This window comes from Streptomyces sp. NPDC005811 (assembly GCF_040630405.1).
In the GTDB taxonomy this organism is placed as follows: Bacteria; Actinomycetota; Actinomycetes; order Streptomycetales; family Streptomycetaceae; genus Streptomyces.
The window spans coordinates 1-12,929 of record NZ_JBEXXK010000081.1; the positions used below are offsets into that span (position 1 = coordinate 1).

The 12,929-nt window shown below is 70.1% G+C and carries 11 protein-coding genes and 2 pseudogenes; 8 read left to right on the forward strand and 5 right to left on the reverse strand.

Annotation, left to right across the window (positions count from 1 at the left end):
* On the reverse strand, positions 1–200 hold a 200-nt coding region (locus ABZ490_RS48030; RefSeq protein ID WP_359005880.1), incomplete at its 3' end, for a hypothetical protein.
* A gap of 156 nt (positions 201–356) precedes the next feature.
* Here ABZ490_RS48030 and ABZ490_RS48035 point away from each other — a divergent pair.
* Positions 357–545 carry a hypothetical protein gene (locus ABZ490_RS48035; RefSeq protein WP_359005883.1) on the forward strand — a complete coding sequence of 63 codons (189 nt, stop codon included), beginning with the start codon at positions 357–359 and terminating at the stop codon, positions 543–545.
* A gap of 156 nt (positions 546–701) precedes the next feature.
* On the opposite strand, the gene ABZ490_RS48040 is transcribed toward ABZ490_RS48035, so the two are convergent.
* Both ABZ490_RS48040 and ABZ490_RS48045 read right to left on the reverse strand, forming a co-directional pair.
* Positions 702–2,702, reverse strand: coding sequence for a ricin-type beta-trefoil lectin domain protein (locus ABZ490_RS48040; RefSeq protein WP_359005886.1), 2,001 nt, complete (start codon positions 2,700–2,702; stop codon positions 702–704).
* 276 nt (positions 2,703–2,978) lie between these two features.
* Positions 2,979–3,397 (reverse strand): annotated as a pseudogene (locus tag ABZ490_RS48045) (GNAT family N-acetyltransferase); the annotation flags it as partial.
* 188 nt (positions 3,398–3,585) lie between these two features.
* Between ABZ490_RS48045 and ABZ490_RS48050 the strand changes: the two are divergent.
* The 3 genes and pseudogenes from ABZ490_RS48050 to ABZ490_RS48060 all read left to right on the forward strand — a co-directional run bounded on the left by ABZ490_RS48050 (position 3,586) and on the right by ABZ490_RS48060 (position 5,941).
* Positions 3,586–4,641, forward strand: a complete 1,056-nt coding sequence (locus tag ABZ490_RS48050) for an FAD-dependent oxidoreductase (RefSeq protein WP_359005889.1) — start codon at positions 3,586–3,588, stop codon at positions 4,639–4,641.
* A 310-nt stretch (positions 4,642–4,951) separates the two neighbouring features.
* Positions 4,952–5,618: pseudogene (locus ABZ490_RS48055) on the forward strand (MFS transporter); the annotation flags it as partial.
* A gap of 23 nt (positions 5,619–5,641) precedes the next feature.
* Positions 5,642–5,941, forward strand: a complete 300-nt coding sequence (locus ABZ490_RS48060) for a sulfurtransferase TusA family protein (RefSeq protein ID WP_359005892.1) — start codon at positions 5,642–5,644, stop codon at positions 5,939–5,941.
* Between the two features lie 33 nt (positions 5,942–5,974).
* Here the strand turns inward: ABZ490_RS48060 and ABZ490_RS48065 are convergent, their stop codons facing one another.
* Positions 5,975–7,195 (reverse strand): MalY/PatB family protein, encoded by a 1,221-nt coding sequence (locus tag ABZ490_RS48065; protein WP_359005895.1) that lies wholly within the window; start codon positions 7,193–7,195, stop codon positions 5,975–5,977.
* Between the two features lie 81 nt (positions 7,196–7,276).
* Here ABZ490_RS48065 and ABZ490_RS48070 point away from each other — a divergent pair, with 81 nt between their 5' ends.
* Complete coding sequence (locus ABZ490_RS48070) at positions 7,277–7,753, forward strand: Lrp/AsnC family transcriptional regulator (RefSeq protein WP_359005898.1); 477 nt, start codon at positions 7,277–7,279, stop codon at positions 7,751–7,753.
* A 42-nt stretch (positions 7,754–7,795) separates the two neighbouring features.
* On the opposite strand, the gene ABZ490_RS48075 is transcribed toward ABZ490_RS48070, so the two are convergent.
* Entirely contained in the window at positions 7,796–9,298 is a 1,503-nt protein-coding gene (locus ABZ490_RS48075) for a glycosyltransferase family 39 protein (protein WP_359005901.1), read from the reverse strand.
* Between the two features lie 128 nt (positions 9,299–9,426).
* Here ABZ490_RS48075 and ABZ490_RS48080 point away from each other — a divergent pair, with 128 nt between their 5' ends.
* From ABZ490_RS48080 to ABZ490_RS48090, 3 genes are all read left to right on the forward strand, one after another.
* Positions 9,427–10,107: a response regulator transcription factor gene (locus tag ABZ490_RS48080; RefSeq protein WP_359005902.1), complete on the forward strand. Its 681-nt coding sequence runs from the start codon at positions 9,427–9,429 to the stop codon at positions 10,105–10,107.
* Complete coding sequence (locus tag ABZ490_RS48085) at positions 10,094–11,593, forward strand: HAMP domain-containing sensor histidine kinase (RefSeq protein ID WP_359005905.1); 1,500 nt, start codon at positions 10,094–10,096, stop codon at positions 11,591–11,593. The genes ABZ490_RS48080 and ABZ490_RS48085 overlap by 14 nt, the downstream gene beginning before the upstream one ends.
* Positions 11,594–11,814: 221 nt before the next feature.
* Entirely contained in the window at positions 11,815–12,837 is a 1,023-nt protein-coding gene (locus tag ABZ490_RS48090; protein ID WP_359005908.1) for a DMT family transporter, read from the forward strand.
* Positions 12,838–12,929: the final 92 nt, after the last annotated feature.

The following is a 12,929-nucleotide window of genomic DNA, read 5'->3' on the forward strand; positions in this document are numbered from 1 at the left end:
TGTTCGAGCAGGATCCAGGGGGCGCCGCCCGCGACGGAGCGGGTGAGGTGGGCGGCCCTCCTGAGCGGCTCCGGACGCGCGCTCGCCGGTATCGCCAGCCTCACGATGGTGCTGCGCTCCACCTTCGCGCAGCGCGCCGGACGCTCCGCCGACCGGGCCGTGGGCGGTGCGCCGGTCCGGGTCTTCGGCGGTACGTTCACCGCGCCGCGAAGTGGCCGCTGCGCGCCACGCGTTCCTCGACTTCACCTTCGCCCCCGACGGAGGCATCAAGGGCAGGTCCGGCACCCTTTCCATGAGCCTCGCCGGCCGACCAGTCCGGTGGCCCGGGCGGTGGTCCGGGCGGCGGCGGAGGAGGCATGGGCGGTCAGCTGGCCCGTCACCCGCGCAAGTTGTCGGTGTGGGGTCTGGACGTCCAGTCGCTGTCCACCGCCGGCAAGTGGAACTTCACCTTCACCATCCAGGGCTCCCAGGGGACGGGCACGGGCACGCTGAAGAACATCACGGTCCCTGGACCGCGTCCACCCTGCCGCCCGTCGGTGGCCTGATCGCCCTCCTGGCCGTGGCCTGGCGCCGCCACCGCGCGGGCCGCGACGCCGGGGCACTGACCTACTGACGAGCTGATGTCCAAGGGGCGTACAGCCGACCGGCGAGGGTGCGGCCGGACCCTCGCCGGTCGTTCTTCCAGCTTCGTGGGACGGGTCTCAGGTGAGGGTCCACTGCTGGTTGCTCTGGCCGTTGCAGGTCCACAGGATCAGTTTGGTTCCGTTGGCGGTCGCCGCGCCCGAGGCGTCCAGGCACAGACCGGACAGGTTGTTGGTGAGGGTGCCGTCCGCGTGCACGGTCCACTTCTGGTTGGTGGCGTCCGTGCAGTCCCAGATGATGACCTTGGTGCCGTTGGTGGTGCCGTTGTTGTCGGCGTCCAGGCACTTGGTGCCGTAGACCATCAGTTCCCCGCGTGAGGTCTGCTGGAGCGTCTGGTTGCGGCCACCTGAGCAGTCCCAGATCTGTGCCTGGGTGGCATTGACGTAGGTGTTCTTCTCGATGTCCACGCAGCGGCCCGAGGCGGAGCCGACGAGGGCCGCCCCGTCGGTGCCGGGGACTCCCTGGACGCGGAGGGCGTCGATGTCGGGCGCGGTGCCGTCGGAGACCGCGGCGAACTTCACGCTGTTCACGCCCTTGGCCAGATGGGCGAGCACGGAGACGGTGCGGTAGGTGGTGGCCGAGCCGGTCGGCGGGAAGGCCACGACGTACTTGAACTGGTTGTTCACCTGGATGGTGGCCTTGCGGGCGGTGGTGCCGCCGTTGGCGTAGGTGATGTCCACCAGCTTCGTGCCCGCTGCGGATGCGGTGACGCTGCCGAAGGCCGGCGTGGTGGCGGTGGTGGTGTCCTCGTAGGTCGTGCCGGAGGCCTCGGTGCCGGAGACGGTGAGCAGCACCGCGTCGTTCGCCGGTACGGACGTGGTGTAACCGGTGGCGAAGGATCCGGCGTCGGTGCGGGTCCAGGCGTTGCGTACGGTCGCGGTGGCCGCGGTCAGGCCGAGGTCGGCCCAGCGGACGGTGATGTTCGCGGCGGAGCCGGTGCGGTTGAACAGCATCACCGCGCGCTTGCCGGTGCCGGCGAGGACTTTGCCGTACACCTGCAGATTGCGGGTGTCCTCGGCGACCTTGACGCCTTGCAGGCCGCGTGGGTCCTGGTCGATGGCGAGGACCTCGGGGTTGGTGAGGATGTCGCGGGTCTCGGTGGTCATGGCGGCGATGTTGTTGCCGGCCAGCAGGGGGGCGCCGGCGATGGACCAGAGGCTCATGTGGAGTCGGTTGCGGGCGGCGGTCATGCCGTTGAGGCCGACCATGAGCATGTCGGGGTCGTTGGAGTAGCCGGTGTGCTGGGCAGCGGGTTGCAGGGCCTCGTCGAAGTTGCGGTACATCTTCGTCAGGCCCGGCGTCTCCTGGTACAGGAGCACGTCGTGGCTCGTGCGCCACAGGTCGCCGTAGCCCGTGGCCCAGTTCCACGGTGATCCGGTGCCCCATTCGCAGAAGGACAGCACCAGGTCGCGGCCGGTGACGGCGGTCGCGGCCTCGTTGGCGGCGGCGATCTGCTTGTACTGCGTCTCCTGGTCCAGGCCCTCCGCCTGCCCGCCGCACCAGTCGATCTTGACGTAGTCGAAGCCCCAGCGCTGGAAGGTCTCCAGGTCCTGCTGGTAGTGCCCCTCCATACCGGTGTTCGGCGCCGCCGGGCGGGTGGTCGGATAGTAGTAACCACAGCCCTGCTTGCCCGCGTCGGTGTAGATGCCGGCCTTCAGCCCTTTGCTGTGGATGTAGTCGGCGATCGCTTGCATGCCGCCCGGCCACAGGGCCTCGTCGACGACGATGGTGCCGTCCGCGTCCCGGTCGCCCTGCCACCAGCCGTCGTCGAGATTGACGTACTTGTACCCGGCGTCCGCCATGCCTGACGACACCAGGGCGTCGGCCTGCTGCTTGATGACGCTGGCATCGATGCTGCTGAAGAAGCTGTTCCAGGACGCCCAGCCCATCGGCGGCGGTGTGACACCGATCTGGTTCGTGCTCACGGCAGTTGGTTCGGAGGACAGGGGCACCGAAGGCTCCTGCCGGTCGAGGCTCGCCAGGCCCGTGACCGCGAGAGCGGCGGCCAGTGCCTGGGTGGCAACGCGTCTGGCCCATTTTCGTACAGCGGTGCGTGGCATGCGGCTCTCCTGGGGGAAGGAGGGGGAAGAACACTGGCCGTGCGAGGCTCCGGGCGGACACCACCCTGATGACCCTGATGGACACGCCCTCGCGGTCATCACCCTCCCTGTCCGGTATATCGGACAGAGGTCGACGAGCCGGTCAAAAAGTAGAGCTGAGATGGTGTCAGGTCAATGGTTCTGTCGTTTCTCGTTGGATTCTGTGTGACTGGGGAGCCGTGAGAGAAGCCGTGAGGTCGATGTCCGGCATGCTTCGGGTCAGACCGCCTTGAGGAGAGCGTGGCCTTGCCCGCGCGCCTCGGGTGCTGTGCAGACGGCGCTGATCTCGGTCCACCCCTGAGGTCGCAGCCGTTCACCCGCCATGGCCACCAGCCTGCCGCTGTCGCGGATGCCGAGGTAGGTGCCGAGTTCGTGAGTGCGCGGCCAGAACGGTCCCGGTTGAGTCCGCGTGACGAGGTCGAGCATGTCGGGCACGTCGGCCGCACCCAGTTCGACGACGTCGGCGCCGATCACGGCTCGGGCCTGTACGGGGCGGTCACCGCGCCGGATCATCTGTCGGCCTTCCAGGACGAGAAGGTTGCGACGTCCGGCAGGTAGGTCATGGCCCGACCGGGACGGCGGGCGAGTCCCGCGTGATGGCCGCGCAGCGACTCGCCCACCCGGTCGTCGAGTACGGCGGTGTCCCTGCTCGTCATCGTGTCGCACCTTTCTCGCCAGGCGTGCGATAGGTCATAACTTCCTTTTATGTCCTCATTCTCCATGATCCTCTACTGAGATCCACGGGGACGTCCTACGGTTCAGGCGACGTCGTGCACGCGGTATGCGAAAGCCCCGCCGACACCGAACAGGCCACGCGCAGCAGAGCAGAGAAAGAGAGCCGTACATGCTCCAGCAGGACGGCCATGACGTGGTCGTGATCGGTGCCGGGATCGCCGGACTGACCGCGACCGCCACCCTGGCGGCTGCCGGGCGTGACACCGTCTGCCTGGAGGCGCGGGACCGCTGCGGCGGGCGACTGCTCAGCGCCGCGGCCCCGCCGGGCGCGCTCGACCTGGGGGCCACCTGGTTCTGGGACGGTGAGCGACGCGTCGCGGAGCTCGCCGCGCGGCTCGGCGTCGACACCTTCGAGCAGCATCTCGCGGGGGACACGATGCTTCAGGACTCCACCGGGGTACGCCGGCTGGCGGGCCATCCGATCGACGCCCCCGCCCGTCGCTTCGCGCGAGGAGCCGACAGCCTCGCGTGCGCTCTCGCGGCCGAGCTGCCGGCGGACGTCCTGCGGCTCGGCACCCCGGTCACCGCGATCCACCGCCGCGCCACCGGAGGGCTCGACGTCCGTACGCCGACCGTGGTGCTGCATGCCGAGCACGTCGTGCTCGCCGTACCGCCCGCGCTCGCCCTCTCACACATCGCGTTCGATCCGGAACCGCCCCCGGCCTTGGTCCGCCTCGCTCGGGCAACTCCGGTATGGATGGGCGCCGTTGCCAAGGTCGTCGCCCGCTACTCCACCGCCTTCTGGCGTCGCGAGGGGCTCGCCGGGGCGGCGTTCAGCAGAACCGGCCCGTTGCAGGAGCTGCACGACATGTCGGGGCCCGACGGGCGGCCCGCCGCACTGTTCGGCTTCGCCCCGGCCCAGGCCGTCGGCCCCGGTTTCGAGCAGGCGGTGACCGCGCAGCTCACGCAGCTCTTCGGCGCCGCCGCCGCGGAACCCGAGTCGCTCCATGTGCAGGACTGGAGCAGCGAGCGGTGGACCGCGCCGCCCGCCGTGCTTCGCCTCGCCGACCACTCCCTGTTCGGACACCCCCTCTACCAGCGGCCCGCCCTGGACGGCAGGCTGCACTGGGCCACGACCGAGACGGCCGACCAGTATGCCGGGCACATCGAGGGCGCTCTCGCGGCCGCCGAGCGAGCAGCGTATGCCGTTCTGTCCGCTTCATGATCCGTGACCTGACCGCGGCCGAGCCCGCATGGGCATGATCGCCGCCGGCCGGATCGGCAACGCTCTCGGGCACGCACTGCCGCCGGACCCGGACTGCGCACACGTCCGTCGCTTCGACGGCCGGCCCGTCGTCGACGGGCAGTGGCCGGCCGCCGACGCACCACGGCCGGCGGCCGGCTTCCGGCCCCTCACCCCCAGCCAGGCGCCGCCGCGGTTCCGGCATCGTCGGGCGATGCCGTCTCCTGTCGGCCTCGGCCGCGCCTCATCGGAAAGTGGAGTCCTCGTGACGAGTACCACCTTCGGCCGAACCGTCGGCAGCGCGGGCGTCATCGCCGCCGCAGTCGCCGACAACCCCCTTACTGCTCTTCGCCGCCCTGTGCGTCCACGGCGCCGGAACGGCCACCAGCCTCCAGGCCCTCCCGCACGTCCGGACGGCTCGCGCGGGGGCACCCCCGTCGTCGGCGCCGACCTCGCGGCCCCTGTCCACCGAGCCCGCGCCGTCTCCACCGTCCTGGCCGCCACGACCCTCGGCGGCGTGATCGGCCCCCACCTGGCCGCGCCCACCGGCACCCTCGCCGACCGTTTCGGCAGCCCCACCCTGGCCGGGCCGTTCCTCCTCGCCGGCGCCGCCTACGCGCCGGCCGCCCTCGCCGTAGCTGCTGCTCGCCCGCACCCTCGACCTCCAGCAGCCGCCGGAGGCCACCGTCGCGACAGCGGCGCGCACCCGTGGTCCGGGCCTGATGCCGGGCGCGCCGACGGTGATCCTCACGCAGCTCGTCATGACCGCCATGATGACGATGACGCCCGTACACATGCATGACCACGGCCACGGCACCGCCGCCCCCGGACTCACCCTCCCGGCCGCCGGCATCACCGCCGCCGCGGTGCCCGCGGACTCCGTCTCCTTGCTCGACCTGGCGCTCGCCCTGCTCGGCCTGGGCTGGAACCTCGGCCTCGTTTCCGGCACCGCGGTGATCGTCGCCGTCAGCGCGAGCCGCCGGTGAGCCGGCCCGCCCCGTCCGCCGATGCCGATCTCACCGTGGACGGCACCGGCCTGCTCTGTGTCACCCTTCTGCTGCGCCTGCGCCGGGCCATCGACGGGGCCGCACCAGGCACCCTCGTCCACGTCGTCGCCAACGACCCGGCCGCACCGCTCGACCTGCCCGCCTGGTGCCATATGACCGGGCACACCTACCTGGGGCCTGTCCCGGGCACCGACCGGGCGGTGTACGCGCTGCGGCTCGCCGCCGACGCGTACCCCACCCGTCCGGACGCCCCGTGGCGGCGGGCCGAACACTGAGGTGCGGCGCAGCACAGACCACCAGCACGCGGTTCACAGACCCTCGACGGCCGTGATCAGCCGCCGGACCGCCTCGTCGACCGTCGAGCGCGGGCAGCCCAGGTTCACGCGCATGTAGCCGTGGCCCTCGATCCCGAACTTCTGGCCCTTGTCCAGCCACAGACGTGCCTTGGTCAGCATGAACTTGTCCAGGGACTCCGCGTCCATCCCGAGGCCCCGGCAGTCCAGCCACGCCAGGTAGAGGGAGTCGGCCGGCAGCACCCGCACCTTCGACGTGGCACGGTTGACGGCCTCCGCGAAGTGCCTGTGATTGCCCCGCAGGTAGGCGAGTTGCTCTTCGAGCCATGGCTCACCGTGGGTGTAGGCGGCCTCGGCCGCGACCATCCCCAGGACATTGACCAGAGGGAACAGATTGCGCTCGTACTGGCGGGACAGTTCCGCGCGCAGCCGGGGATCGGGGACGAAGAGATGCGCGGTCTGCAGCCCCGGCAGGTTGAACGTCTTGCTCGGGGCCGTGCACGTGATGCTGTTCTGCGCGAACGCCTCCCCGAGGGAGGCGAACGGGACGTGCTTCTTGCCCGGGTCGATGACGAGGTCCTGGTGGATCTCGTCGGAGACGACGAGGACACCGTGCCGGGCGCAGATCTCGCCCATGGTCCTCAGCTCGTCCTCGGACCAGACGTTGCCGGTCGGGTTGTGGGGGTTGCTCAGGATGAACAGCTTGGTGTCCGGGCGGATGGCGGCCTCGAAGGTCCGGGCGTCGAACCGGTAGCCGTCCTCCGTGCGCTGCAGGGGGGCGAGGGCGAGGTGGCGGCCGTTGAGCAGGACGTCGTCGTGGAAGTGCGCGTACACCGGCGGCTGGATGAGGACCGAGTCGCCCGGCGCGGAGAACGCCTGCACCGCCGTCTTGAGCGAGGTGATGATTCCGGCGGTCTGCAGCACCCACTCTCGCGGTATCTCCCAGCCGAACCGGCGGGCCTGCCAACCGGTCACGGCGTCGAGACAGCTGTCGGTCGCGCCCCCGGGATATCCGAAGACACCGTGGTTCACGGCTTCGTGGAGGGCGTCGAGCACGGCCCGGGGCGCCTTGAAGTCGGTGTCGGCGACCCACATCGGGAGCGGTTCGGCCGCGGCCTCGTCGGGAGCCAGGAAGCCCTCGGCGCAGGACCACTTCATGGAGTTCGAGTGCCTGCGGTCGACGAGTTCGTCGAAGGGCGAGTGGGGTGCGGTGGGAAGGGGCGTGTCGTTGGCCATGCCGGGAGGCTAGCCGCGAAAGGGGGCAAAATGTTCGCGAACTTTGCCCGCAAGGGGGCTGATGGGGCATAGATTTCAGCCATGGACGCCGTGGACCGCGAAATTCTTGCCACCCTGCAGACCGAGGGGCGCATCACCCTCACGGAGCTGGCCGACCGGGTCCGGCTCAGCGTGTCCCGGTGTCAGCGGCGGGTCCGGGAACTGGAGGCGGAGGGCGTCATCCGCGGCTACCGCGCCCTCGTCGACGGCTCGAGCCTGGGATACGGCTTCGAGGTCCTGCTCTTCGCCACGCTCAGCCGGCCCGACGCGGTGGAGGAGTTCGACGCCGCTCTCGCCGGGGTCCCCGAAGTCATCGAGGCACAGCGGCTGTTCGGCGAACCGGACTACCTGATCCGGGTCGTCAGCGCCGACCTGCCGTCGTACCAGCGCCTGTACGAGACCGTCCTCGTCCGCCTCCCCGGCGTACGCGGCCTCAACTCGACCATCGTCATGAAACAGGTGGTCAGCCCCCGCCCGTTCCCCGGCCGCCCGGCACGCGAAGGCTCACCCAAGGGCTGACGACTTCGATCGCCGGCGCTGGGTGGCTTCGGGCAGGGCACGTCACCGTCCGCGGCTGCCGGGTCGGGCAGCGTGACGGTCCCGGACGTAGACGGTGACTCGGGCCCCGTTGACGTGCCTTGTTCCGTACTCACGGAAGTAGCGCCGCAGGGTGCTCGTCTTCGCTTCCTCCTGCGGGTCGGACAGCGGGTGCGCACCCGCCGCGCGGACCACGACGATCCGGTCGAAGTCCAGCATGCGTGCCGCTATGTCCCGGGCGGGAAGCTCGACACCTGCAAGGGTGTTCGACGACACGGGGTCCTGTGCCAGGGCGAGATCCGTCAGGGAACGGGTGTCCTCGGGGTTGGCCGCGGTCAGGATCCGGTGCTGGCCGGCGAGATAGAGCAGTCCGTCGCCCGGACGGCCTTCCTCGCGTACGGCGGCGCCGATGGCGGTGACGTCATTGCTCCGGCTCTGGGGCGTCCTCAGTGAAAGGCTCGGCTGGACGAGCGCGGTCAGTACGGCAACCGCCGCGATCCACGTCGTACGGGAAGAAAACCTCCGCCGCCGGTGGAAGTAGTCCATCCAGGCACCCAGCAGCAAGGCGATTCCGATGTTGCTGTAGAGCACATACCGGTCGACGAACAGGGGCTTGACCACCGAGGCCATCAGCAGCAGAAGGCCCGGCAGCACCAGCATCGGCACAGCCAGCGCCGAGAGCCGCACCGGCCCCCGCACCCCCAGGGGCGCTCGGGCACACATCACCCCCACGACCGCCACCACCAGGAGATATCGGAACCGCACCGGTCCGCCGATCCAGGACACCTGCCCCGACTGCCCCGCACTGCGGATCGCCAGCGGCAGCAGCCCGGCCACCACGCCCGCGGCAGTCACACCCCACGCTCTCAGCGCCGGTCCCGGAACACGGGAGACGACCAGGGTGACGCCGTGTGCGACCAGGGCGAGGACCGCGAACTCATGGAGCAGACAGGCCAGCAGCACGGTGGAGCCATAGACCACCCACCGCCACCGGGCGCGATGCGGGACGGCGACCACGAGCGCATAGGTGGCCCAGGTGACCAGGGCACAGACCATGGCGTACGAGCGGCCTTCCTGCGCGTACTTCTGCACCTGGGGAAGGAGCGCGAACACCAGGCCGGCCAGCAGCCCGGCACGGGGTCCCGCCAGGCGCAGCGCCAGCAGCCCGACTCCGCTCGCCGCCACGGACATCGCCAGCACGGACGGCAGCCGCAACGTCAGCAGCCCTCCGCCGAAGAGACCGAAGATCTCATGCATCACGGCGTAGTAGAGGGCATGGACCAGATCGATATGCCCGGTGGTCGTGAGCCATATCTGCGAAAGATCGCGGTGCGCGAGCTGATAGGTGACGGACTCGTCGCCCCACAGGGTGTTCTCCCTGCGGATGCCCCAGAGCCCCAGAGCGACGGTCAGCGACGAGGGCGCGATGACGACGACCGCTTCGGCCGGGCCCGGTGAGGGGCGGCGGCCGGGTACGGGAGGGGACACCGTCCTGGCCAGGACAAGGGCATGTTCATCGACGGACATCTGCGGCAGGGCCTTTCAGCAGTGGCGGAAACACTCCGCCAGCGTGCTTGGACCTCGTTGACCGGTTGCTGATCCAACCTGACCGGACGATCAGGAAGGCGGACCGGCGCTGTGCGAGGCTGCACCGCATGCGCATCCTGGTGGTCGAAGACGAGGTGGACCTTGCCCGCACCCTGCACACCGGCCTGTCCGCCGAGGGCTACAGCGTCGACCTCGCCCATGACGGCCGACAGGGGCTGTGGATGGCCCGGACCGGTGAGTACGCCCTGGTCGTACTGGACTTGATGCTGCCCGGACTCAACGGCTACAAGGTCTGCGCCCAGCTGCGGCGGGAGGGCAACGCGACCCCCATCCTGGTGCTCACCGCCAAGGACGGGGACTGGGACCAGGCGGAGGCCCTCGACACGGGGGCCGACGACTACCTGGCCAAACCCTTCTCCTACATGGTCCTGGTCGCACGGCTGCGGGCGCTGGTCAGACGAGCCGCGACGGTCGCCCCGCCCGTCCTCGCCGTGGGTGACCTCTCGTTGGACGTGGCCGGCCGGGTCTGCCGCCGGGCCGGGACGCGGGTGGACCTCACGCCCCGGGAGTTCGCCGTGCTGGAGCTGCTGGCCCGCCGGGCGGGCCAGGCGGTCCCCAAATCGGATCTGCTCTATCACGCGTGGCCCGACGAAGCCCTGGACCCCAACCTGGTGGAGGCGCGCGTCAGCGCACTGCGCAAGAAGGTGGACGCCGCGTTCGACCGGCAGTCCCTGCAGACCGTACGGGGTACCGGCTACCGACTGGTGGACGACCGTGAACGCGACTGAGCCGCGACGCCGTTGGTGGCCGCGTTCGGTACGAGCCGTCGCGGGGCTGGCCGCCGCCTCGGCTGCCGCCGTCATCCTGGTCGGCATCGGCTGGTGGGTACACCACGATGTCCACCGCCAGAGCACGCAGATCGCGGAAGATCAAGCCAAGGAACAACTCTGGTCTCTCTGCGCGAAGTTGGAGCAGGGCGTCATTCCCGACTCCATAAGCACTGTGCCGTACGAGGTCGTCGCGACCGGCCGACGCCCCGCTGTCGCCTACGGCGGAGGCATGGACGACTTCGCTCCCGGCACTCATCACGTGATGCCCGCCCCGCCGAAAGCCTTGACGGCCGCACCCATCACTACCGTCCGTCTACCTGCGAACCCCCACTATGACCCCAGTGACAAATTCTCTGTGGCCGGCGGCGTCAATCGGGTCATCACATCTGAATTCCAGGCCGATCGGCTGGGCAAGGACAAAGCCGCCGCTCTCGGCGTCGCCACCGACGCCCGCCTGCGGGTCTACGTGGTGGTGCTCCCGCACACGGCCGACGCCATCACCGAGACCATCGACCGCCTGATGCTGTGGGCCGGGCTCGTCAGCCTCGTACTGATCGCCGCAGTCACCTACTTCGCCGTTCGCATCGCGCTGCGGCCCGTCGAGGCCATCCGCGTCCTCACCGCCTCGGTCACCGCGAGCGACCCCCGCGAACGCGTCACCGTCCCCGCCACGGGACACGAGATCGCCGCCCTGGCCACGACCATCAACGCCACCCTCCAGCGCCTCGACAACGCCGCCGCCCAGCAGCGCCGCTTCGTCGCGGACGCCGCCCACGAACTGCGCAGCCCCCTCACCACACTGCTGGCCAGCCTGGAAGTCGCGCTCGCCTACCCGGAACGCACCGACTGGCCCGCCGCGGCCACCACCGCCGCACGACAGACCCGCCGCCTCCAGGCCCTCGCCGAAGACCTGCTGCTCCTCGCCCGCCTCGACACCCGCACCCCCACGGCCGGCCCCGAAACCGTCGACCTCGCAGCTCTCGCCTCCCGGCTCACCGAGCAACACCCCGTCACCGAAAGACCGTTGACCCTCAGCTGCGACAGCCCCGCCCCCGCACCCGTACACGGAACCCCCGACGCATACGAACGGCTGCTGCGCAACCTCATCGACAACGCCGCCCGCCACGCCGCACACCGCATCCAGATCACCGTCCGAAACGAGGACGCCTGGGTCGTGCTCACGGTGCACGACGACGGACCGGGTGTGCCCACCGAGGACGCCGAGCGCATCTTCGAACGCTTCGTCCGACTCGACGACGCCCGCTCCCGCGACCACGGCGGCACCGGCCTGGGCCTCGCCATCGCCCGCGATCTGGCCCACCGCCACCGAGGCACCCTCACCCTCGCCCCCCGGACCCTTGGAGCATGCTTCCAGCTACGCGTCCCGCGAGCCCCCGCCCCATCGGACGGCCAGAGGGCAGACAATCAGCGTTCGCTTGAGTGAATGCCGTGCGGGTTGTACCGGGCTCCTGCTCCGGCGCACGGTGAGGAACCCTCCGGCGCGCCGCCTCGCACGGTGGGCGCGGGCTCGCCACGATGTGTACAACGCGAGCACCGCACTTCTGGACGGCGGGCCCTGGAAAGTCGCAGATCCGGCAATTTTCCGGTGGCCGAAACATGATGGACCCCCGGGGCAGGGCGGGAACCCTGGTCTACGTTGCCGATATGAATCACTCGACAGCTGGCGGCACACGGATCGACCGACGTGCCCTGGTGGCGGCTTCGATAACCGTGGCCCTCTGGGCCTCTGCCTTCGTTTCCATCCGAGGTGTGGCCGATTACTTCAGCCCCGGCGCACTGGCCCTCGGGCGACTTCTGACAGGGTCCGCCATCATGGGTGTGTTACTCCTGGTCAAAGGCATCGGTTTCCCGCCACGCGAGGCATGGCGGGGCATTCTCATATCCGGCGTGTTCTGGTTCGGCGCGTACATGGTGTTGTTGAACTGGGGCGAGCAGAAGGTCGACGCCGGTACCGCCGCGATGATCGTGAATGTGGGACCGCTGGTGATCGCACTGCTCGGGGGATGGCTGCTGCGGGAGGGATTTCCCCGCATGCTGGTCATGGGAATGGTGGTCTCGTTCGCCGGCGCGATCGTCGTCGGGATTTCCACTTCGAGCGGAGGACACGCGTCCCTCGGCGGAGTTCTGTTGTGCCTGCTCGCGGCGCTCTGCTACGCCGTGGGTGTCGTCGGCCAGAAACCCGCTCTGCGTCATGCGTCGGCTTTGCAGGTCACGGCGTTCGCGTGTTTCACCGGCACGATCGCCTGTCTGCCTTTCGCGGGCCAGTTGGTGTCCCAGGTTTCCCGGGCGCCCTTGTCGGCGAGCTGGAACATCGTCTACCTCGGGGCGTTTCCGACCGCCCTCGCTTTCACCACCTGGGCCTATGCCCTGGCCCGTACCACTGCGGGCAAGCTGGGCGCGACCACCTACGCCGTGCCGGCCCTGGTGGTCGTGATGTCCTGGATCTTCCTCGGGGAGGTCCCCGCATGGCTGGCCGTGGCGGGCGGCGCGCTGTGTCTGGGCGGGGTCGCGGTCTCGCGGCTGGGAGGTCCCGCTTCCGCGCCCACGCCCGCCTCCGCTTCCGCTTCCGTTTCCTCCGCGCCCGCTTCCGCCCCGGCGTCCCGCACCGTCGACGGCGGGTCGATGAAGGGGCGGGCGGCTGAGGCCTCCTCGGCCGGCTCGGACTGAACTTCCGCCGGTCGGAGCGGGCCGGGACGAGATGCTGCCGCCCCGCTCGGTGACCTCACCCGTCCGGGAGGTACCACCCCGTCGGTGGTACC